General features: G+C 41.0%; 22 protein-coding genes and 1 other annotated feature (1 of these 23 cut by a window edge). Of the genes, 15 read left to right on the top strand and 7 right to left on the bottom strand.

Annotated elements, in window-relative coordinates; genetic code table 11:
* Window positions 1-87, top strand: a binding site (T-box leader) (it extends 171 nt beyond the left edge of the window).
* Window positions 88-171: 84 nt separating this feature from the next.
* From trpE to trpA, 7 genes are read left to right on the top strand one after another with little or no spacing between them, the layout of a single operon-like run.
* Window positions 172-1,572, top strand: coding sequence for an anthranilate synthase component I (gene trpE / locus MKY45_RS04940; protein ID WP_193065228.1), 1,401 nt, complete (start codon window positions 172-174; stop codon window positions 1,570-1,572).
* Window positions 1,556-2,152: an anthranilate synthase component II gene (locus MKY45_RS04935; RefSeq protein ID WP_193065227.1), complete on the top strand. Its 597-nt coding sequence runs from the start codon at window positions 1,556-1,558 to the stop codon at window positions 2,150-2,152. The genes trpE and MKY45_RS04935 overlap by 17 nt, the downstream gene beginning before the upstream one ends.
* On the top strand, window positions 2,149-3,174 hold the full coding sequence (trpD, locus tag MKY45_RS04930) for an anthranilate phosphoribosyltransferase (protein ID WP_193065226.1): 1,026 nt from the start codon (window positions 2,149-2,151) through the stop codon (window positions 3,172-3,174). The genes MKY45_RS04935 and trpD overlap by 4 nt, the downstream gene beginning before the upstream one ends.
* Window positions 3,175-3,966: an indole-3-glycerol phosphate synthase TrpC gene (gene trpC / locus MKY45_RS04925; protein ID WP_341172625.1), complete on the top strand. Its 792-nt coding sequence runs from the start codon at window positions 3,175-3,177 to the stop codon at window positions 3,964-3,966.
* A gap of 1 nt (window position 3,967) precedes the next feature.
* Window positions 3,968-4,588 carry a phosphoribosylanthranilate isomerase gene (locus MKY45_RS04920; protein WP_341172624.1) on the top strand — a complete coding sequence of 207 codons (621 nt, stop codon included), beginning with the start codon at window positions 3,968-3,970 and terminating at the stop codon, window positions 4,586-4,588.
* A 1-nt stretch (window position 4,589) separates the two neighbouring features.
* Window positions 4,590-5,801 carry a tryptophan synthase subunit beta gene (gene trpB, locus MKY45_RS04915; RefSeq protein WP_256705740.1) on the top strand — a complete coding sequence of 404 codons (1,212 nt, stop codon included), beginning with the start codon at window positions 4,590-4,592 and terminating at the stop codon, window positions 5,799-5,801.
* Window positions 5,788-6,564 carry a tryptophan synthase subunit alpha gene (trpA, locus tag MKY45_RS04910; RefSeq protein ID WP_341172623.1) on the top strand — a complete coding sequence of 259 codons (777 nt, stop codon included), beginning with the start codon at window positions 5,788-5,790 and terminating at the stop codon, window positions 6,562-6,564. Before trpB ends, trpA begins: the two co-directional genes overlap by 14 nt.
* Before the next feature lie 931 nt (window positions 6,565-7,495).
* Here the strand turns inward: trpA and MKY45_RS04905 are convergent.
* The 4 genes from MKY45_RS04905 to MKY45_RS04890 are packed head-to-tail and all read right to left on the bottom strand — an operon-like array spanning window position 7,496 to window position 10,653.
* Entirely contained in the window at window positions 7,496-8,746 is a 1,251-nt protein-coding gene (locus MKY45_RS04905) for a hypothetical protein (RefSeq protein ID WP_341172622.1), read from the bottom strand.
* Window positions 8,747-8,751: 5 nt separating this feature from the next.
* Window positions 8,752-9,582, bottom strand: coding sequence for a hypothetical protein (locus MKY45_RS04900; protein WP_332093852.1), 831 nt, complete (start codon window positions 9,580-9,582; stop codon window positions 8,752-8,754).
* Window positions 9,579-10,268, bottom strand: coding sequence for an ATP-binding cassette domain-containing protein (locus MKY45_RS04895; RefSeq protein ID WP_193065535.1), 690 nt, complete (start codon window positions 10,266-10,268; stop codon window positions 9,579-9,581). The genes MKY45_RS04900 and MKY45_RS04895 overlap by 4 nt, the downstream gene beginning before the upstream one ends.
* Window positions 10,261-10,653, bottom strand: coding sequence for a GntR family transcriptional regulator (locus MKY45_RS04890; protein ID WP_042532170.1), 393 nt, complete (start codon window positions 10,651-10,653; stop codon window positions 10,261-10,263). The genes MKY45_RS04895 and MKY45_RS04890 overlap by 8 nt, the downstream gene beginning before the upstream one ends.
* Before the next feature lie 371 nt (window positions 10,654-11,024).
* Between MKY45_RS04890 and MKY45_RS04885 the strand changes: the two genes are divergently transcribed.
* Window positions 11,025-11,789: an exodeoxyribonuclease III gene (locus MKY45_RS04885; protein WP_341172621.1), complete on the top strand. Its 765-nt coding sequence runs from the start codon at window positions 11,025-11,027 to the stop codon at window positions 11,787-11,789.
* A 243-nt stretch (window positions 11,790-12,032) separates the two neighbouring features.
* Here the strand turns inward: MKY45_RS04885 and MKY45_RS04880 are convergent, their stop codons facing one another.
* Window positions 12,033-12,974, bottom strand: a complete 942-nt coding sequence (locus MKY45_RS04880; RefSeq protein WP_445667634.1) for an MBL fold metallo-hydrolase — start codon at window positions 12,972-12,974, stop codon at window positions 12,033-12,035.
* 265 nt (window positions 12,975-13,239) lie between these two features.
* Between MKY45_RS04880 and MKY45_RS04875 the strand changes: the two genes are divergently transcribed.
* Window positions 13,240-13,707, top strand: coding sequence for a YueI family protein (locus MKY45_RS04875; RefSeq protein ID WP_341172619.1), 468 nt, complete (start codon window positions 13,240-13,242; stop codon window positions 13,705-13,707).
* A 651-nt stretch (window positions 13,708-14,358) separates the two neighbouring features.
* On the opposite strand, the gene MKY45_RS04870 is transcribed toward MKY45_RS04875, so the two are convergent.
* Window positions 14,359-15,459 (bottom strand): YkvI family membrane protein, encoded by a 1,101-nt coding sequence (locus MKY45_RS04870; RefSeq protein WP_193063958.1) that lies wholly within the window; start codon window positions 15,457-15,459, stop codon window positions 14,359-14,361.
* 226 nt (window positions 15,460-15,685) lie between these two features.
* Here MKY45_RS04870 and MKY45_RS04865 point away from each other — a divergent pair, with 226 nt between their 5' ends.
* The 5 genes from MKY45_RS04865 (at window position 15,686) to MKY45_RS04845 (ending at window position 22,223) form a co-directional block, all read left to right on the top strand.
* Entirely contained in the window at window positions 15,686-16,939 is a 1,254-nt protein-coding gene (locus MKY45_RS04865; protein ID WP_193063959.1) for a PucR family transcriptional regulator, read from the top strand.
* A 115-nt stretch (window positions 16,940-17,054) separates the two neighbouring features.
* Window positions 17,055-18,170 carry an alanine dehydrogenase gene (ald, locus tag MKY45_RS04860; RefSeq protein WP_341172618.1) on the top strand — a complete coding sequence of 372 codons (1,116 nt, stop codon included), beginning with the start codon at window positions 17,055-17,057 and terminating at the stop codon, window positions 18,168-18,170.
* Between the two features lie 136 nt (window positions 18,171-18,306).
* Window positions 18,307-18,837 (top strand): type 1 glutamine amidotransferase domain-containing protein, encoded by a 531-nt coding sequence (locus tag MKY45_RS04855; RefSeq protein ID WP_193063961.1) that lies wholly within the window; start codon window positions 18,307-18,309, stop codon window positions 18,835-18,837.
* Between the two features lie 12 nt (window positions 18,838-18,849).
* On the top strand, window positions 18,850-19,998 hold the full coding sequence (locus tag MKY45_RS04850; RefSeq protein WP_341172617.1) for a conserved virulence factor C family protein: 1,149 nt from the start codon (window positions 18,850-18,852) through the stop codon (window positions 19,996-19,998).
* Between the two features lie 251 nt (window positions 19,999-20,249).
* A complete protein-coding gene (locus MKY45_RS04845) occupies window positions 20,250-22,223 on the top strand; it encodes an acetoacetate--CoA ligase (RefSeq protein ID WP_341172616.1) in 1,974 nt (657 codons plus the stop codon).
* A 65-nt stretch (window positions 22,224-22,288) separates the two neighbouring features.
* Here the strand turns inward: MKY45_RS04845 and MKY45_RS04840 are convergent, their stop codons facing one another.
* Complete coding sequence (locus tag MKY45_RS04840; RefSeq protein WP_341172615.1) at window positions 22,289-22,504, bottom strand: hypothetical protein; 216 nt, start codon at window positions 22,502-22,504, stop codon at window positions 22,289-22,291.
* Window positions 22,505-22,608: 104 nt separating this feature from the next.
* Here MKY45_RS04840 and MKY45_RS04835 point away from each other — a divergent pair, with 104 nt between their 5' ends.
* Window positions 22,609-22,782: a hypothetical protein gene (locus MKY45_RS04835; protein ID WP_341172614.1), complete on the top strand. Its 174-nt coding sequence runs from the start codon at window positions 22,609-22,611 to the stop codon at window positions 22,780-22,782.
* Window positions 22,783-22,806 lie beyond the last annotated feature (24 nt).

The raw sequence follows: 22,806 nt of genomic DNA, 5'->3' as shown, positions 1-22,806 counted from the left end.
AGGGTATCGGACATTTCCTGTACCTGATAAAGATGGAAAGATGAATCTTTCTAACAGAGGTGGCACCGCGGCCCTATCGTCCTCTATAAGCACATAACTGTGTTTATAGAGGACTTTTTTATTTCTTAAATATGATTTACAGAATTTTCAACTATAAAGGAGAGAGAAATCATGACGGCACAGGTAACGCATCAAACGTATTCCATCGATAGATTAATTCCTATTCAGGTTTTTCAAAGCTTGCCGAAAGCAAAAAAATATCTGTTGGAAAGCAGCTTTCCACACGAAGAAAAAGGACGCTATTCCTTTATCGGCCTTCATCCTTATCAAGAAATCATTGGGCGTGGAAAAGAAACAACGCTAATCAGTGCTTCCCATGTAGAACCGCTGGTTGTTCATCAGCACGCATTGCATTTCTTACAAGAAACGATGCCGACGCTTGATTTATCTCTTTCCCTTCCCTTCTATGGCGGAGCGATTGGTTATATTGGCTATGATACGATTCAGGCTTTTGAAGATATCGGTCCAGCACCTTTTGATGACCGGAATATGCCGGATATTCATTTCATGCTTTTTGAAGATACAATTATTTTTGACCACGAGGAAAACAAACTGCACTTTGTTGCGATAGACCGGAACAGCGGAACAGAAGAAAATCGCGAACAGCGTATTCAAAGGCTGAAACAGTATGTTGATCAGGCAAGAAAAACCGAACTTCCTGTTCCGCAGACATATGCTTTTATACCGGAAATGGATCAGCAGAAATTTGAAGAGAACGTGCAGATTGCAAAGGATTATTTGCAAAAAGGGGAAATTTTTCAGGTTGTTTTATCCCAGCGTTTTTCAAGAGAGGTGGAAAATGAGAGAGAGTTTGGTCTTTCTTTTTACGAACAATTAAGGAGACATAATGCCTCCCCTTACATGTTTTACATTGATTTTCAAGATTACACCGTACTCGGGGCTTCTCCAGAAAGCTTGATAGAAACCAAGGGCAGCCACGTTGTCACCAATCCGATTGCCGGAACAAGAAAACGCGGACAGAACGAGTTGGAGGATCAGGCACTCGCAGAGGAACTGCTTGCCGATGAAAAAGAACGGGCCGAACACCGGATGTTAGTCGACTTAAGCAGAAATGATTTAGGTCGTGTCTGTGAGGTCGGCAGTATTGAGATTCCCGTTTATATGACGATTGAGCGTTACCAGCATGTAATGCATATTGTTTCCGAAGTAACCGGAACCTTGCGCCCGGATTATTCAGGGATTGACGCACTTATCTCCTGTCTGCCAGCCGGGACCGTATCGGGCGCACCGAAAATAAGGGCAATGCAAATCATTAATGAACTGGAAACCGTAAAGCGCGGTCCTTATGCCGGCGGAATCGGTTTTATCAACTTTGAACATGATGTGCATATTGCACTCGCTATCCGCTCGATTGTTATCAAGAACTACAGAGCTTATTTTCAATCTGGAGCCGGTCTCGTATATGATTCCGTTCCATTCAATGAATATATGGAAACCATTAACAAAGGAAGATCATTTATGGAGGTGCCTGAACTTGATTCTATTAATTGATAATTATGATTCTTTCACATATAACCTGTACCAATATGTTTCCGAATGCGGCGTACATGTGGAAGTGATCCGCAATGATGAAGTGACTGTCAAAACCATTGAAAAATTAGAACCAAAAGCCATTATCATCTCGCCTGGACCGGGTTCTCCAAAGGACGCCGGAAATTGCATCCAGATTGTGCAGGCTTTTTATAAAAAGCTGCCGATACTGGGAATCTGCTTAGGGCATCAAGTAATTATGGAGGCCCTGGGCGGCAGAGTTATTCAGGCATCTACCATTAAGCACGGAAAAACATCGCTGATTCACCATGATAACTCCGGGCTGTTCCAAGGGCTCAGCAACCCGGTTGAAGTCATGCGATACCACTCTCTTGCAGCGGAGCATATCTCGGTACCATCCGAACTGCGTATCACTGCAACAGCTTTAGATGATGATGAAATTATGAGCGTGACCCATCAGACATATCCTGTTTACGGACTGCAATTCCATCCGGAATCGATTGGAACGCTGGATGGAAAACAGATTATTTCTCACTTTGTTGAGAAATTGACGAAGCAAAAGGAGGAGGTACCCCAATGAAACCGTATTTTAATCAATTACTTGAAGGAACAGACTTATCATTTGAAGAAACAAAGGCATTATTTAATGCTTGTTTCCAGGAGGAAGTTTCCGATACAGAGCTTTCCGCTATTTTAGTAGCTTTAAAAATGAAGCAGCCGACAGCAGAAGAACTGGCCGGCTTAGCAGAAGTAATCCATACCAATTCACCTTTTCAATTTGAGTTGGAACTTCCGGCAATGGACAACTGCGGAACAGGAGGAGACAGATCAAACAGCTTCAATATCAGCACCTGTGCAGCATTTGTCTTAGCCGGCGCCGGCATTACAGTTGCGAAGCACGGAAACCGCCGCATCTCCAGCCAAACTGGAAGTGCTGATGTATTAGAAGAGCTTGGTGTTTCACTTGATTTAACCAAGTCGCAAATGAAATATATGCTGCAGGAAAATCAAATCGCCTTTTTATTCGCCCAGCATGTTCATCCTACATTGAAGCAGATTGCCGGTGTACGTCAGAAGCTTCGGACGCCGACCATTTTTAATTTGGTCGGCCCACTAACTAATCCGGTTGCTTTGCATTCCCAGCTGGTTGGCGTGTATTCAAATGATGCCTTGCCGATTGTAGCAAAATCTCTGCAAACGCTCGGCCGGAAGCGTGCGTTAGTTATTCATGGAGCGGGCGGAATGGATGAAGCCTCTCTGCAGGGGGAAAACAACTATATTTTACTGGAGAACAATGAATTAAAAGCAGGCAGCATCCATCCGGAAGAGGTCGGTCTTTCCGTCTATACCAACCAAGAGATTGAAGGCGGCGATGCAAAACGGAATGCAGAAATTTTGCTTTCTGTATTAAATGGAGAACCGGGAGCTTATCTGGATACCGTTCTATTTAATACAGCGATTGCTTTATTCGCCATCGGGCGTGTGGATTCCGTGAAGGATGGGATGGAAATTGCCAGACACAGCGTATTCTCTGGAAATGCCAAAGCAAAATTAGATACATTGGTCGACTATAGCCAGGAAGCAAAACAAGAGGTGGTATAAATGACGTTTTTAGAAAAAATTATTGATAAGAAAAAGCAGGAGGTTGCGGAACGTAAATTACAAGCAGCCGGAAAGCATACGCGAAAAAATCCAATTTACTCTCTCCATCAAAATGTTCAAGCAGCTGATCATATAGCAATTATTGCTGAAATCAAACGGGCTTCCCCTTCCAAAGGGGCAATTCAAATGGACGTCGATATACTGAAACAGGCAAAGCAATATGAACAGTCTGGGGCGGCTGCTATTTCTGTTTTAACCGATGAAAGTTTTTTTCACGGTTCATTAGATGATCTCCAAGCAGTAAGTGAAGCAGTCTCCGTCCCTGTTCTCTGTAAGGATTTTATGATTGATGAAATACAAATTGACGATGCGAAAAATGCAGGAGCTTCCATTATCTTATTAATTCTTGCCGCGCTGCCGCTGGAACGATTCCAGCGTCTTTACAACTATGCAACAGAGCAAGGGCTGGAAGTGCTTTGCGAGGTGCATAATGCGGATGAATTAAAGGACGCCCTGACAGTGAATCCGAAAATTATCGGAATCAACAACCGTAATTTAAAAACCTTTGAAGTCGATTTACAAACAACGGCGGAGCTTGTGCAGCAAATCGATAAAGGAGAGCTTACCATTATTTCTGAAAGCGGCATGCGTACGAAAGAGGATGCCGAACTGGCAAGAGATGCCGGGGCTAATACGATTTTGGTCGGGGAAACATTAATGCGCTCCAATCATGTGGAAACAGACATGCAGGCCTTGCAGGTACCCCTCTCTTCCACGAAAGGAGCTTCCTGATATGCTTGTCAAAATCTGTGGAATCACATCTCCGGAGACAGCAGAAATTGCTGCCCGTGCCGGGGCAGATTTTTTAGGCTTTGTTTTTGCCAAAAGCAAACGGGAAGTATCCGTGGAGCAGGCAGCCAACATTATCGCAGCATTGCCGGAACACGTAAAAAGTGTCGGCGTTTTCGTCAACAAAGATAAGAAGGAAATAGAAAAAATTGCTCGGGAAACGGGACTCGATTTTATACAGCTGCATGGAGAAGAATCTCCTGAAGCTGTCAGCAGCTTTACCTTTCCTGTTATTAAATCACTTCCTGGCACAGAAGAAGGTGTTAAACAAGCAGCGCAATATGATGCTGCTTACCTGCTGATGGATAGTCCTCCCCTGCCCCATGCGAATGGAGGAAACGGGGTTACATTTAACTGGTCTACATTAAAAGGAAATACGTTTTCCGAACGGCTCATTTTAGCTGGCGGACTGACACCGGAAAATGTCGCTAAAGCCATTCAGCAGGTAAAACCGATTGCCGTGGATGTTTCCAGCGGCGTGGAAACGGATGGAAGGAAAGACCCAGATAAAATAAAAGCTTTTATTCAGGAAGCAAAACGAACAACTGTAGAAAGGAATCGATAACATGCAATCATATACATTCCCAGACAAATCAGGAAAATACGGTAAATTCGGCGGCAGATATGTGCCGGAATTACTTATGCCAGCTGTCTTAGAGCTTGAAGAAGCTTATGAAGCAGCAAAAAATGATCCCTCTTTTCAGGAGGAATTAAATAATTATCTGACAGAATACATTGGCAGAACGACACCGCTATATGAAGCAGAACAATTAAGCAAACATGTAGGCGGTCCAAAGATCTATCTAAAACGGGAAGACCTTAACCATACTGGTGCACATAAAATCAATAACACGATCGGCCAGGCGCTCCTGACTTTACGAATGGGCAAAAAGAAAGTCGTCGCTGAAACCGGAGCCGGCCAGCATGGCGTAGCTACAGCAACCGTCTGTTCTCTGCTTGGTTTAGAGTGCATCGTTTTTATGGGTGCGGAAGATATTAAGCGACAGAAGCTTAACGTTTTTCGTATGGAGCTGTTAGGAGCAAAAGTGGTCGGAGTCTCTCAAGGCAGTGCAACCTTAAAGGATGCAGTAAATGAAGCATTGCGCTATTGGGTGAATAATGTCCACGACACCCATTATATTATCGGCTCTGTGGTAGGCCCGCATCCTTTCCCTCGCATTGTACGGGACTTTCAATCAGTGATCGGCGCAGAAACAAAACAGCAAAGCCTTGAAAAACAAGGAAAGCTGCCAGACGCAGTCGTAGCTTGCGTTGGCGGCGGCAGCAACGCCATGGGCATGTTCTATCCTTTTGTCGATGATAAGGAAGTTGCTTTGTACGGTGTCGAAGCTGCAGGGAAAGGCGTTACTACCAATGAGCACGCAGCTACGCTAACAGGCGGTTCTCCAGGCATGCTGCATGGCACGTTTACTTATTTATTGCAGGATGAAGCAGGCCAAATTCAAGAAGCTGCCTCTATCTCTGCCGGATTAGACTATCCAGGCATTGGACCGGAGCACAGTCACTTGCATGATACTGGCCGGGTAACCTATCCTTCTATTACAGATGAGGAAGCATTGGAAGCCTTTCAGCTGCTTGCAAAATTAGAAGGAATTATTCCTGCTCTGGAGAGCGCACATGCTGTTTCCTATGCATGTAAGCTTGCAAAGGAAATGTCTCCGGAGCAATCGTTAGTTATCTGTCTGTCCGGACGTGGAGACAAAGATGTAGAACAAGTCAAAGCAAAGCTGGAGGAGAATTCCGATGGGGAAGCATAAACTAGAAAATACATTAAATGAATTAAAAGCAACAGGAAAGCCTCTGTTCATTCCTTATATGATGGCTGGTGACGGAGGAATCAACCAAATCAATGAACACATTCAATTTCTGGAAGAATGCGGTGCGTCTGCAATTGAATTAGGTATTCCTTTTTCTGACCCAGTAGCTGATGGTCCTGTAATTCAGGATGCCGGACTGCGTGCATTACAGGAAGGAACCACGCTAAAGCTGGTTCTTGATGAGGTCAGAAAACAAAAAGAATCACGAAACATTCCAATTATTTTGATGACCTATATTAATCCTATTTGGAAATACGGCTACGAGCAATTCGCCAAAGACTGTGATACTGCGGGGGTAGATGGTATTATTATTCCAGATATTCCAATGGAAGAGGAAGAAGATATTGCAGCTGCGCTATCTAATCAATCCATTGCCTTTATCCGTTTAGCTGCGATGACCAGCCCGGATGAGCGTCTGGAGAAAATTGCACAGGACTCAGAAGGTTTTCTATATGCTGTTTCCGTGAACGGAACAACCGGAGAGCGTCAGCAGCATGATAAAAATACATTGGACTACTTGAAGAAACTAACCGCTTTAAGCAGCGTTCCCGTCTTAGCCGGATTTGGCATTTCTAATCCAGAACAGGCAAAATCGTTAGCCGCTTATTGTGACGGTGTCATTGTCGGCAGTAAAATCGTTCACTTATTTGCGGAAGGAAAGCAAACGGAAATCAAAGAATTGATCGGTGAAACCGTGCGATAAAATGAAACTTTATTTATCAGGTGTTTTGGGGTTTTTACGTGATAAAGTAAATGGTCCATCATGGAGGGTTTCTCTCGCCATGATGGATCAAACTTTCAAAACGGGCGCTTATTGGCTGCTCCTTTGCAATAAATGTATGTTTGCATTGATATAAATGTCGAGACAACCATTTCTTTATAGCATAAACTATATTAGAATCTAGACAACGTTGTCATTGATTCAAACCATCACAACAACCCATGCCTTGAGGGAGCTGTACGCCACACGCAGCTCCTGTTTTTTTTGGATAAATGAAGTACAAGCTAATCTGGTTCAATAACAGCTGGAAGCAAGATTGCGGCAGTTGCAGTCTTTTCACTAAGATAAACCAAGAATACCGCTTGGTCTTTAAAACATCGGTGTTCTCGCCGAAGAGATGTCCGCTCCGGGAAGTCGCTTTCCGCGGGCAACGCTTTAGCCTCCTCGGAAGAAGACCGCTTCCTGCGGGGTCTTCACCTGTTGCTTTTCCCGCAGGAGTCGACTTCCCTCCGCTCCCATCTAAGTGGAATTATGTTTTATTTGCTTTTTTACAAGGAAATAACGCAAATTCTAGCGGAAGAAATACACGGAGACTCCTGTGGGAATGCGCAATGGTCTTCGGTGGGACGAGTAATCTCAGTCCCAGTGGGAAGACCCCGCAGGAAAAAAGTGTTCTTCTTTTTTTCTACCCGCAGGGCATAAGTGCGACTATGCTTCTGCCTGCGCCTGTCGGCTTGCCAATCAGCAAGTCTTCTTTAAAGGAGGCTGAGCTCAAGCCCACGGAAAGCGGAGTGTATTTCTGGAGCGGATATATTCAGCATTTTTTCTTTCTTATTCTTTAAAAAATATGACTCTCCTATTTAACTAATAAAAATACAGAATAGAAGATACCCTCTATTCTGTATTTTTATCTTTACTTATCCTCAAATTCCATCTGATACAAATCAAAATACTGATATTGTTTCATAGAATCTTCTGCCTGAATAATCCCTTGATAAACATTTTCCCCTGTTTCCAAATCAAATACATTGATAGAAATATCCGCCACTGTCAGTGTAGAATAAGCAGGAAATACAACATAGAAATAACCATTATGAACATCTGTTAATGGATATACTTCTTCTTGCCCTATTTCCATTTCCGCATCAAACACATTTTCTTCAAAAACGGTTTCTTGTTCTTCTAAATTCTCATCGAACTTTGTTAACGTGTAATTTTCCCCTTGGAGCATCCCTGCATAAACTGTACCATCATAAATTCTAAGAAAATCTCCCCCATAAAAGTTTGCTTCCTGAAGATCAATGGATTGGAAGCTGTCTTGCTCTACATTGTATAAACGCAGTTCATATTTAAGCGGAGAATCCCCTACGTAAACACCATTCTGATCGACTTTATATTCATCATACGTATAGAGATAATGCATTTCTCCGTTGATCAGACCGCTGTCCTGATAGGTTAAAGAGGGTTCTATTCCTTCTTTAGACTCCATGTCCCTTTGTGGAAACCTTATATCCTCTATGGTTTGATTATTTAAATCTATCACAAGAATCCCATTTTCATCCGTATACACATCTGTTATTTCATCATACTGTCCTTCCATATATAATTGGACGTATAACTTATTATGATTATCAGCAGTTATAGAGCTTACACCATAGATTTGCTGATCCTCGACAGCCAGTTCGAATGAGCTGACGTTTTCTGTTTCTTTATCAAGTATTTCTACGCCAATATGATTCTGTTCATTCATATCCCAGTTGTTTTCATTCCCATCTACATAAATAAGCTGATTATCTGTTTCCGCAAAATTCTCACTCCATTGGTTTTTCCCGCGCATAAAGCTTTTATACTCTTTCACATATTTTTCTATTTGTAAGTCAGAATAATACCAGCCATAATATGATTCCCTTGATTGATCTATCCGCTTAGATTCATCCACAGATAACTGAAAAGGTTCTGACACCACACTGTAGTACGAAGCCATGCCGGGACTACTTTGCCCATCTCCAAGTATCGTAACATCCTTCACAACCGCTTCATCTCCAGATACGGTTTTCCATTTAAAATCAAGCGTTTCTTCATCCATTACATAAAAACTGATAAGGATAACCGAAATGAAAAGGAATGCAAAATATATAATCGAATAGCGCTTTAAATGATCCATCTCTATCACACCCTTATCTTTCTATTTAACAAATGATTACTAAAGAAAACCGATACTGCTGAAAGGGTAATTGCTATAGCAAATTGCATCCATAAAAGCTCCGTCTCATAAAAATATCCTTTTACGATTATCTGCAAAATATATGGAGAAAAGACCAGAATCAGAGCCCCTATCCCATAAAAAACCGCCATAAATACACCTTTAAAACGGTAGCTGCGTTCAATCAGAATCATGGTAAATAATATAATGACAAAAGCTGTTCCAAAACCGTAATTAATCACAAAATCAATAAATTTCTCCGGAAGCAGGAATTTTAAATAATAAAAGCTTCTAATCATCCCTTGAATCGTTAAATCCAACCGGTAATCAACCGGAATAATCAGCTTTAATATCACCTGTAACGCAGGGAGGACAGCTACTTGATAAGCAATCAGACCAAAAACGAAAATCAGAATCGCCGCCAATTTGGAAAAGAACAACTGAATACGTTTCACCGGAAGCATCAGCAAGCGGTAAATAAACGTGTTCTTGCCCAGCCAATCCCGATACCAGATAAATAAAACATAAATAAATATCGTCACTGCAGCGAGGACAATAGGCAGTGTAAACAGAAAACTCGACAATATATTCCCTATCGATACATAGCCATTATCTTGAAGAAATTGCTCTTTAGGTATTCCAAGCTTCATGACACTCTCTGTAATTTCCGATTTCACCATAAATGCATAATACAGCACCCCGGCAGCCTGCAGCAAAAACACAGCTGCAAGCAGCATAATATAAATCGGTAAAAATCGTCTAAATTCAAAGTTTACCAGTTTTCCAAAAAGCTTCATCCCTGATATACCTCCCTCATCACATCGATAACAGATTTACCCTCTTCTTCTCTTACCTGCTCCGTCATAAATTCTTTTTTCACCGCTCCATCAGCCAGTAAGACTGCTTTATCAATTAAATGCTCAATATCACTGATTTCATGTGTTGTGATGATAACACCGCGGTCTTCTACCAGATGACTGGAAAACACATCGGCAATCTGTTCTCTGCTAAAGATATCGATACCAGAGAAAGGTTCATCCATTAGAATATAATCAGCCTCCATCGCCAATCCCATCAATAAATTCACTTTCGCTGTATTGCCTTTTGATAATTGGGAAATACGTTCATCCTCTTTCAGCTTAAAAAATTCTAAAATCTCTTTTGCCCGCTCCCCATTCCAATTTTGATAGAAATCATCCATAAATTGAAAAGCATCCTTAATCCGCATTTTAGGCAAAAGCGTCATTGTATCTGGGATATATGTTATTTTCTCCATCATCTTTGGAGACAGCTTCTCCCCATCAATGGTAATCTCGCCTTTTTGGTAAGGAGTCAGTCCCATAATCGATTGAAGAATAGTCGTTTTCCCCGCACCGTTGATTCCAATTAAACACGTAATCTGGCCTTTATCTGCCTCAAAAGTAACTCCATTTAATATCTTTTTTCTGCCATACTTTTTCTCTATACCGGTCAATTTAATCATGCTTCTCTTCATCCTCCCTGCCAAGCTCATTTAATTTTGACTGGACAAGGTCAAAAACCTGTTCTTTTGGAATTTGCAAAGAGGTGATACGATCTACAAATTGATCAATTGCTTCGTCAATTAAACTTTCACGAATTTCTTTTATGCGGCCCGTTTCCTTTGTAATCATACTTGGTTTATTTCCATCCGTATAAATCAAGCCTTCCTCCTCCATTTCCTTATAAGCTCGCTGCACAGTATTCGGGTTTATTTTTAATCGCTGTGCTAATTCTCTGCGTGAAGGAATTTCCTGACCAGACTTTAATTCTCCAATTGCAATCTGTTCTTTGAAATACCTGATCACCTGAATATACACAGCTTCACGTTTATCAAAACGGATATCCATCCAATTTCTCACCTCATTCTTATCATGCTTTCGTGTATACTGTATTAATACACTAGTACATCTTGTAAGTGTATTATATGCATAATACAGAAGAAAGACAACTCTTTTCTTTGTTAAATTTAAATTTTTTATGTATGGTGGATTGTATTTCTTTATTTCAAACTGGACTCGTTCTTAAAAAGAGATATTTTTCATATTTACCTGGTATCAGCAAAGGAAATATATATAAGTATACTCGGTGTAATTTTGTTCGACGCTTCCACACCCATCGTGAAACAGCCGGCTCTCTCCACACAAAAGCAATCCCTTTTTCAGACAAATATGGTAGAATGGCTATCAGAATGATGTTAACAGGAAGGAAGATTTTCAAAATGAAGTTAGTTACATGGAATGTCAACGGAATCCGGGCCTGCGTTCGAAAAGGGTTCTTGGATTTCTTTCATGATATAGATGCAGATTTTTTCTGTTTACAAGAAACAAAACTGCAGGCAGGGCAGATTAATTTGGATTTAGATGGATATTATCAATATTGGAATTACGCAGAAAGAAAAGGTTATTCAGGAACAGCAATTTTTACCAAGCATGAGCCGCTTCATGTTTCTTACGGGTTTCAAGAAGGCGAGATAGAGCCTGAAGGAAGAATAATCACATTAGAATACCCTGACTTTTACCTCGTCAATGTCTATACGCCGAACTCAAAGCGAGATTTAACCCGGCTGGAAGAGCGTTTGGAATGGGAAGATAAGATGTTTGATTATTTGCGGGAGCTTGATTCAAAAAAAGCCGTTATTTATTGCGGAGATTTAAACGTAGCCCATCAGGAAATCGATTTGAAAAATGATAAAACAAACCATGGCAATTCAGGATTTACGCAAGAGGAACGGGATAAAATGACACGGATTCTGGCCAATGGTTTTACAGATACCTTACGCTTCTTCTATCCTGAACGCGATGATATTTTCACGTGGTGGTCTTATATGAAAACAATTCGTGAAAGAAACATCGGCTGGCGTATTGATTATGTGATTGTTTCCAGTCCATTAGAAAAATATCTGGAAAACATGGAGGTTCACCGTTATACACTTGGCAGCGACCATTGCCCAGTGAGTATGGAAATAAATCTTAACAGCAGATAAACCCAATCCATGTTTAGTCAAAAAAGGAGAAAAAGGAAATATCGAATGTCTGAAATATTTCTGGTATTAAAAATAGCCCAATGATTAGACCAAACAAAAAAACAAAAATGATGCGCAGTTTTTTTCGCATTCTCACCATACCTCTCTTTCCTGAAAAACGAAAAGGAACCAGCTTGTTGCTTCCTTTTCGTTTTTTTATCATTCAAGGAATATTATATAAACATGAAAGCATCCGCTTCCCATTTATTGTTTCTGAAAATAATCTACCATCCCAAGGGCACTTAATTGTAAATCAACATTAATCATCTGATAAACCTCATGGTCATCAGCAATCCCCTGCTCACGAAGCTCTGTTTGTACATATTTCAACAATCGGTCGGCAATTTCATCATAGCTTTGTCCTTCTGCAACTGCAGCTTCCCCTTCCCTCACAAAGATATCCAGCCATGCTTCTGCTTGCTCAAGAGCTTCTTCTACTAAATCTGTTCCTCCAAAATGTCCAAAAAAGATATAATCTAATTGTTTCTCACGGAACCTTTGTAAAGAATGTCTCATTGCCTCCGGATCAAAGTGATTGGGAGATGTAGATGGTAAAAAGAAGTTCAAGCCATGCGGAAATAGTTGTTCATATTGAATTCCGGCCGTATCCCCAGTAAACATCCCATTACTTATAGGATCATAGATTCCCAGGTGATGTCTGGCGTGGCCTGGTGTATCCCAGAATTCTAAGATGCGGCCTTCCTCAAGCTGCAGCGTATCTCTCTCTGTTTTCTTCACCACCCTTTCCTCATCAGCAGGGATAATGGGATCATATAATTCGGAAAAACGCTCGCCGTAAATCGCGCGCGCTCCAGCAGCCAGCTTTTTAGGATCAACAAGATGTCTCTTCCCCTTTGGATGAACGTATAAAAGTGCATTTGGACAAAGCGATAATAAACGTCCCGCGCCGCCAGCGTGATCTAAATGAACATGTGTAACAATAATATGTTTTACGTCCGCAAAAGTATATCCTAATTCTTCTAATCCTTTTTTAATATACGGTACAGAAGGGCTCGGTCCCGTCTCAATAATCGTAAGTTCATCTGCTTCAATGACATAAGCTCCTGTTCTGCCGCTTACGCCAAAATCAAAACCATCGATAAGTGAAATCCCATGATGAAGCTTCATCGTTTTTCTAGAGTGCAACTGCATAATAATCCCTCACTTCCACAAAATAATTGAAACACACTATACTCTTATTTTACCATTTAAATATACGTCTCCGTATGATTTTATCAGATATTTCATTTTTACTTTCCAATCCACCCTCTTTAGAAAATAGGAAATAGGAATGATTTTCTTTGCTTGATATTCAACAATAGGGTACATTAGATGGAGAATAATGATTATGTAATAATTGCTGATGCAAACCGCACAGCAAATTGAAAATAGATTAAAAGGATGAAATCGAATGAGTAAAAAGAATGTAGATGATTACCTTCAAGAAGGAATGTATGGAACGCGTCTGCCCAATGAGAGTGAACGGAAAATGTATCTTGGCACCTTTCGTGAGCGCGTTGCCTTTGTGTTAACCATTGGCGAGGTGATGTCTAATAAAGGACTCGCTGAATTAAAGCGCCAATTAAAGCAGCATCCGAAGGCAAAAATCTTATTGAACGGAAATATTTCATATTCATTTTTAAAGGAAGAAAAAGCACTTGCTGACCGCTTTTCCATTCCACATACTACGGTAAGTAACCAGGAGAATGATACAGAAATCGGTTTAGTGCTCACCTATCCTTATGCTGTAGATATAGACCAAATTTCCCTTAAAGATATTGAGGAAAAACTAGCTCCCAAAGAAAAAGAAGATGAAGAAGAAAAAAACAGCAATCCGTCAAAAGGAATCGTATCGAAGCTTAAAAACTTTTTCCACTAACCTGCCGTTGTTTCTCCCATTTAATACTGTGTAAATGTTAGAAAAGCCAAGAACACCGCTTAGTCTTTAAAACATCGGTGTTCTCGCCGAAGAGATGTCCGCTGCGGGAAGTCGCTTTCCTCGGGCAACGCTTTGGCCTCCTCGGAAGAAAACCGCTTCCTGCGGGGTCTTCAGCTGTTGCTTTTCCCGCAGGAGTCGACTTCCCTCCGCTCCCATCTAAGAAGAATTATGTTTTATTTGCTTTCTTACAGAGAAAAAAAGCTAATTCTAGCGACGCTTTTTGATGGGACAAGTAATTGCTGCCCCAATCCCAGTCAATCCCAGTGTGAATACCCCGCAGAAAAAAGCGAACTTCTTTTTTACCATCGGGACATAAGTGCGACTATGCTTCTGTCTGCGCCTGCCGGCTTGCCAATCAGCAAGTCTTCTTTAAAGGAGATGAGCTCGGGGCCCATGGAAAGCGTAGTGTTTTTCTGGGGTTGTGATTACTCACCCCATGAAAACCGTTGGAGCGGCTATCTTCAGCTTTTTTATAACTTTCCTATTCTTTAAAAATGCCAGTCAGCGGAAATGAGGCGATTTACACCCAATTCCTATGACCGGCACTACATTTCACCTTACATTTCCTGTTACTTCACACTGTATGATGCATCATTTATCATCAAAATCAATATTCTTCATTCTAAATGGTGTAATAATCAGTACAACAATCAGTACCAGTCCCATATAGCCAATCAGCGAATAAAATTTAGAGACTAAATCGGTAAAACCGACAAAGCTAAGTATAAAGCCTGCTACCAGGGTGATAGCTAATAATATATTAAATTTTTTCGTTTCTACTTTTGCAAACCTGGTAACAAACGCAAAGAACATACTAATTGCTGTGTTAAAAATCATTCCAAAAAGTACAAGCGCCATGATAATACCTAGCACTGGTGAAATATTATTTACAATCCCCAACATTGGCATCTCAAAATTTCCGACCTCTTCAATTTTAGCAAAAATCGCGAAATAACTAAGAAGAATTAATACACCCAGTCCCAGTCCGCCTACTAACCCGCCAATGGCTGCTGTTTTTCTATCTTTCACTGCTCCCCCCATAACAATGGACATCGCCGCGCCAACAGAAGTGTTAAAGGTAGCATAGTTTAAGCCTGCAACAAACCAATTTGGAAAATTCGGTCCATGGCTCTTTGCCGTACTATTTAATTCAGCTAAAGATCCATCCATTGTAAAAAAGCTGTAGATAGAGATAACGATAACAAATAAAATCAAAAACGGTGTAATACTGCTGATTACAGCAACCACTTTATCCACTTTCAGCATACCTGTCAGCAGTACCAATACTGTCATTAAAATCGCTCCTGCAACATGAGGCAGCCCAAACTGCTGATTCAGGTTCGCTCCAGCTCCAGCAATCATTACTACCCCTACGCCGAATAGCGTAAATACTAATACAGCATCTACTATTATCCCAATCAGGTTAATACGAGTGATTTTTTCAATGATTTTAAAATGGCTGATTTTATAGATAACATCATTATAAGAAGTTGTCTGTGCCTTGCTCCCTAACCAGACCAGCATCATTCCAACATATGCAAAAAACACTGTAGAAACAAATGCAGCCAGAATTCCCACTGTACCAAAGCTTGTAAAGTACTGCAGCACTTCCTGGCCGGATGCAAACCCGGCGCCTACGATCACCCCTATGAATGCGCTTGCAATTACAAAGATTTTCATTAGTTTTTTCATGTGCTTCCCCCTCTGTTCTTTTTATCTTATAAGTATCAGATGAAATCTTTTTGTGTATATACTAAAATGAAAGTATGTATATACTTATAACCAGTATATAAAAAAAGATTACTTATGGAAAATGATAGTCTATTCTACTAATAAAAAGCAAGTATACCAATTATTAAATTTATTCAAAATAATGCATTTTCTATTTAGACCATATCTTTATAAAGGGGTGTACTTTATGAACTCATCTCATATCGCAAAAAATAAAATAGCAACATTAAAGCAGCCTTTTTCATCTTTAGACGAGCTTGCCGATACAATCAGCGAGGTATTGTCATGTCCTATTACCATTGAGGATGCGAATCATTATGTTCTTGCATATAGTAAACATACCGAAAATATTGATGAAGCACGAATCGGCACCATCATGAATCGAAAAGTCCCTGATAAAGTTATTAACGGTTTATGGAAAAACGGAGCAATGCCCAAGTTGATTGATAGTAATCAGCCAGTCATTATTCCCGAAATCAAAGAAATTGGACTTGGAAACCGGATTGCTATATCCATCTGGAAGAAAAACGAAATTTTAGGTTTTATCTGGGCACATACAGGTGAAAATGAATATAGTAAGGATGATTTGGAAATTCTAAGTGAAGCTACCCGGCAGGTGAAAAAGTTTATCCTGCAGAAGCTGCCTGGCCGAAGAAATACAGAACAAGCTTATAAAGACTTTTTCTGGCAGCTGTTAACAGCAGATTTTGTCAGCGCCAGCACGATTCAATCCTACGAAAAACAATTTAATATAAAGCTGCAGGATGGCCTTGCTATCATTGTTTTTCATTTTGAAGATGCAATCACACCGCAGATTGAAAAGCACGCTTCCTACCTTTCAGAAACGGTCATGCAGGTGAATACGATTTTCCGTTTATTTGATGATCAAGATTTTATCTTATTGGTACGATTATGGAAGACGGATGATACATCCGATAAAATTTATCAGTTTATTGAGCAGTTTCAGGAAAAAATAAGCACACAGCTGCAATTGACCTCCATGCGCGGTGCAGGAAGCCAAATTTACGGTTCTGCAAAAGATATGACGAGGGCTTACGAGGAAGCGCTTCAGACAAATTCCCTGCAAAAGCAGTTTCCCGATGAACTGTCTTCTTGTTTTCTTTATGAAGACCTAGGCGTTTTTCAGTGGATAGACGTATTAAAAGAACATCGTCATAAGCGGCGTCATACAAATAAATACATTCAACGTCTGCAGCAATATGATCAGCGCCAGCAAAGTAATTTATTGTACACCTTAGAAAAATTTTTGGAGCATGACTCCAACGTACATCGTACAGCAAAAGAGTTGTTTATCCATCCAAATACCATGAATTATCGTTTAAAACGTATTCATGAAATTAGCAATCTTGATTTAAAAAATCCGCATCAGAAAGTAGCGGTTTATTTAGAGTTATTAGCTGACAAGCTGGAAAAATCATAGGATTTGTGTAAATACACAAACGTTTTGGACTCAATTCATTTATTTTAATAATGAATTCCCACAAAGAAAGCGTTACCATTATAAGTATAAAATGATAAACAAAGGGGCGAATAACATGATTATTGGGGTACCTAGAGAGATAAAAAACAATGAAAACCGTGTTGCCATGACACCAGCCGGAGTAGTAAACCTTGTTCAATCCGGGCAAACGATTCTAATTGAAAAAGAAGCCGGTTTGGGAAGCGGCTTTACAGACGAAGAATACAAGCAGGCCGGAGCAGAGATTATCGCAGAGGCCTCGGAGGTATGGGAACGGTCTGATATGATAATGAAGGTAAAAGAACCGCTGGAATCAGAGTACCGTTATTTCCGGAAGGGGTTAGTATTATTCACCTATCTTCATTTAGCTGCTGATGCAAGATTAACGGAAGAGCTTGTCGCGAAAGAAGTTACAGCAATCGCCTATGAAACCATTGTTGTAGGTAACGCTCTCCCGCTTCTGACACCGATGAGTGAAGTCGCCGGACGTATGGCTACGCAGATTGGCGCCCAATATTTAGAGAAATCAGAAGGCGGCAAAGGCATTTTACTTGGCGGTATTCCCGGGGTCAAACGAGGAAAAGTAACGGTTATCGGCGGCGGTGTTGTTGGCACGAACGCAGCGCGCGTAGCAATTGGTCTTGGAGCGGACGTTACGATTATTGATTTAAACCCGCAGCGTCTTCGCGAATTAGAAGAAATTTTTGGTTCGAGCATTCAAACATTAATGTCAAACCCGCTAAATATTGAAGAAGCTGTCACAGATTCGGATCTCGTTATCGGGTCGGTATTGATTCCAGGCAGAAAAGCGCCAAAGCTTGTATCAGAAGAAATGATTCAAGCGATGCAGCCGGGCAGTGTCATTGTGGATGTAGCAATTGACCAGGGCGGTAACTTTGAAACCGTTGACCATCCTACTACACATCAAGATCCAATCTATGTCAAACATGACGTCCTTCATTATGCTGTTGCCAATATCCCGGGAGCTGTTCCACGCACTGCAACGGTCGGACTAACAAATGTAACCGTGCCATATGCAGTCAATATTGCGAAACAAGGCGTCGAGCATGCGATTCAAAATAGCGCTCCAATCGCCAGCGGTGTGAATGTAATGAATAGGCATGTAACAAATGAAGCAGTTGCCAATGATTTAAATTATGATTATGTTTCTGTACAGGACGCTTTAAAATAATACGTATTCCAAAGCCATTTCCTTGTTAAACCGAGGTGATGGCTTTTTCTTGGCTTCAGCTCCGTTAAAAGTCGTCGGAATCGTTATTTTTACGCCAGTCTGTTAAACTATTTCTATAAAGAATGGAGGGATTATTTTGCGTTTACAAAACCAAAAAGTTATCGCACTTGTTGATCATGACTTTGAAGATCTGGAACTATGGTATCCCGTTCACCGTCTGCGTGAAGAAGGCGCTCAGGTAGATTTAGTCGGACAAGCTGCCAATCAAAAATACATTGGAAAATACGGTGTTCCTGCTGAATCAGATTATGCCTTTTCCGAAGTGAATCCAGAAGACTATGATGCTATCCTGGTACCCGGCGGGTGGGCTCCAGATAAATTGCGTCGTTTCCCGGAGGTTATCAGGTTCGTTCAGCATATGAATGAGCAGAAAAAGCCTATTGGCCAAATTTGTCATGCCGGCTGGGTATTAATTTCTGCCAATATTTTAGAGGGTAAAACCGTAACCAGTACACCTGGAATCAAGGATGATATGACCAATGCCGGAGCGACATGGGTTGATGAACCAGCTGTTTCGGACGGTCACCTTGTTTCAAGCAGAAGACCGCCTGATTTACCGGATTATCTCCGTGAACTGATTAAAGTGATGGAAGAATATCAGCGTTAAGGGAGTATACAAATGAAAATTGTTTCTATAGAACCGACACCGAGTCCGCATTCTATGAAAATCAATGTGAACGAGACGCTTCCTCCCGACGAAACGTATAATTACAGTAACAAGGACGATTTAGCTCAAGCTCCGGAGTATGTGCAGAAGCTTTTCGCTTTGGATGGGGTCAAAAACATCTATCGTGTCGTCGATTTTATTGCTTTGGCCCGAAATCCGAAGACACCCTGGGAGGAGCTTTTGCCAAAGGTCCGGAATGTATTGGGAACAAACGAAGCTTTTAACCAGACCGATGAATTATCTGCTGATGCAGAAGCACTTTCGGAAACATTTGGCGAAGTTCATGTTTTCATTCAAACATTTTTAGGGATTCCAATGCAGGTAAAGCTGGAAGAAGAAGATAAAGAGGAACGCTACGGACTCCCAGAGTGTTTTTCCAAATCCGTAATGGAAGCCTCTCCCGCTTCTGAAAATGTCATCATGGACCGAAAATGGGAAGAACAGCACCCTCGCTACGGCAATATGGATGAAATCGGTCAGGATGTTATAGAAGAGTTAAAGGCAAGCTATAACCAGGAAAGACTGGATACCCTTGTGAAATTAGCTTTACAAACTGATGGAAATACAAGCAAAGCCACAAACTACTATCAGCATGTTCCGATTGAAAAACTGGATAACCCGGATTGGCGGGAACGTTATGCAGCACTGGATCGTCTGGATCCGACCTTGGACGATCTTGCCCTTTTAGAAAAAGCGATTCACGATGAAAAAGCATCAATCCGTCGTTTGGCCACTGCTTATTTAGGCATGCTGGAGGATAAAGCTGCTTTGCCATTGCTATATGAAGCTTTGGCTGATAAAGCCGTGAATGTCCGTCGAACAGCCGGTGACTGTATTTCAGACCTGGGCTTTACAGAGGCGATTCCAAACATGATTGAAACATTAAAGGACAAAAGCCGGATCGTCCGTTGGCGCGGAGCAATGTATTTATATGAGGCGGGCGATGAATCTGCTATTCCTGCTCTTGAAGAAGCATCTGCTGAGGAACCAGAGTTTGAAGTACGCATGCAAATACAACTAGCTTTAGAGCGTATTCAAGGCGGCGAAAAAGCAAAAGGCTCTGTCTGGCACCAAATGACGCAGGCAGCAAAATCAAAATAGGATGCTTTCACAGATGAATCTAAACTAATTCAGAGCTATGCTCTGGATTAGTTTTTTCATATCTAAATGGAACAGACGATACATATCATTAATATATATTCTTTTCTCCTGTAAGCTACACGCTTCACTGCTGATCGTTTTATATTTTTCTCTTTGCTGTAAAACATATATTTTCCATTTCAATTCCTTTACGTATAGAAAGCGTTTTCCTATAATAGTAGTATCGGAGTACTTGAAGGGGGACATAACGAATGGATACACAAGAAGGTACGCTGCTTTTTGAACCAAGTAAAACACAAGTGGAACAGGCAAATATTACTTCTTATCGTACTTGGTTACAAGAATATAAACATATCCAGACTAAAGATTACTATCATTTATGGAAATGGTCTGTGGAGGATCTAGATACATTCTGGGAATCTATTTGGGAATATTTCAATATCCAGTCGCACCAGCCTTATCAAACGGTGCGTTCCGGCAATCAAATCATCGGAACAAAATGGTTTCCCGAAGCAAGCCTCAATTACGCAGAGCATGTATTCCGGAATAAAACATTAACAAGCCCTGCTATTATTCATACATCGGAAAATCGGGAGCTGCAGGAAATTTCTTGGGAGAAACTATATCAAGACACAGCTGCGCTTCAAAAAACATTGGAAAAGCAAGGAATTGAAAAGGGAGACAGGGTAGCCTGCTATGCGCCAAATATCTATGAAACGGTGGTTGCTTTCCTTGCAACGGCAAGCTTAGGAGCTATCTGGTCCAGCGCTTCTCCTGACTTTGGAACCCAGAGCGTGATGGAGCGTTTCCAGCAAATCGAGCCAAAGGCGATGATTACGGTCGATGGCTATACGTATAACGGCAAGAAATTTAATAGATTAGATGTAGTCAAGGAGCTGCAATCTGCGCTTCCTTCTTTAAAAACAACGATTACTATTCCTTACTTAAACAAGCAGGCAGATTTCGGTGACTGTATACAGCCGATTTCCTGGGATATTGCAACAGCGCATCAAGAAAAACTGGAAATGTCGTATACACCTGTTGCCTTTAACGATCCGCTCTGGATACTCTATTCCTCTGGAACAACCGGCAAACCGAAGCCTATTGTGCACAGTCAAGGCGGTATTCTATTGGAGCATTTGAAGGCTCTCCACCTGCACTTGGATTTAAGCCCCGGCTCCCGCTTCTTCTGGTTTACTACAACCGGCTGGATGATGTGGAATTTCCTTGTCGGCGGATTATTAACAGGCTCTACCATTATCTTGTATGACGGCAGCCCTGCTTATCCGGATAAACAGGTTTTATGGCGGCTTGCCGAGCGGACAAAAATGAATGTATTTGGCACAAGCGCCAGCTTTATCACAGCTTGTATGAACGATAATGTATCGCCGAAAAGCGAATTTGATCTATCTTCTTTAAGAAATATCAGTTCAACAGGCTCGCCGCTTTCTCCAGAAGGATTTCGATGGTGCTATACACATGTCAAAAATGATATCTGGGTTGCTTCGGCAAGCGGCGGGACGGATGTTTGCACCGCATTTTTACTCGGCTGCCCTATTCAGCCTGTTTATGCCGGAGAGATTCAGTGTGCAGGACTGGGAGCGAAAATTGAAAGCTTTGATGAAGACGGAAATTCGATTACAAATGAGATTGGCGAGCTTGTCTTGACCGCTCCATTTCCAAGCATGCCGATTTATTTCTGGAACGATGACTCCGGGCTGCGGATGTACCACAGCTATTTCGATACCTTCCCCGGCGTCTGGTGCCATGGAGACTATATCAAACTGACAAATCGAAATACAGCTATCATTTACGGCAGATCAGACGCAACAATCAATCGGGGCGGCATCCGAATTGGAACGAGTGAAATATATCGAGTCACGGATTATGTTACCGCTGTTGAAGACAGTTTAATGGTTGATTTACCAAAAGGAAACGGCGATTCGATTACCCCCTTATTTATTGTAATGAAAGACGGCGAAGCATTAAGCGAGACCATTAAACAGGAAATTAATCAGCAGCTGCGGACACATTGCTCCCCAAGGCATGTTCCGACCCATATTTATGAAGTAAAAGAACTTCCAAAAACTTTAAATGGAAAGAAAGTCGAAATTCCCGTTAAGAAAATCTTGATGGGTCAGGATGCAGAAGCCGTTATTAATCGAGGCTCTCTGATTAATCCGGATAGTCTCGACTATTTTATCGAATTAGCTAAGAACATCTAAAAAAAGCTGATGGAAGATAACCGTTATTCTTCCATCAGCTTTTTCAACAAATCCTTATTTTTAAATCAAAGAGAGATTAATACAATAATCAATGGAATAAGCACGACTAACGAGATAATCGTTAAAATCCCCATAATCAGCAATAATTTTCCATACTTATTTAATAACTCATTCACATTGCCTGCTGTAAAATCGTCTGAAGCTATAATATTAGAAGCCTCTACGCCTGTTTGATAAAAGAGATAGCCAGTTATAATAGAAATAATACCAGAAAGAATCATGCATCATAAAACAAATCCATAAATAAACGGAACTGGAAGAATGTTTAATAAATCGATTAAAGGTGAATATAGTAATAAAGTCACTATTAAGGAGAGGCGATTTGATGGATTATTTAAATATAGACCATTTAAAAAGAATTGCAACATGGGGGAAAATTGTTGGAGCGGCATCCATTATCATGGGGGCAATTTCGATTGTTTTAACTTTAACGGTTGATCCGACAAGAAATGCTTTATCAGCACATGCAAATCCGCAGTTTCGTTTATGCGATACGTGAAAACAGAGAGGCCCCATATGAAAA

The organism is Oceanobacillus sp. FSL K6-0251, assembly GCF_038004725.1.
Lineage (GTDB): Bacteria > Bacillota > Bacilli > Bacillales > Amphibacillaceae > Oceanobacillus > Oceanobacillus oncorhynchi.
Note: the sequence above shows the minus strand (reverse complement) of the source record. Positions and strands in the feature narration are given on the sequence as shown.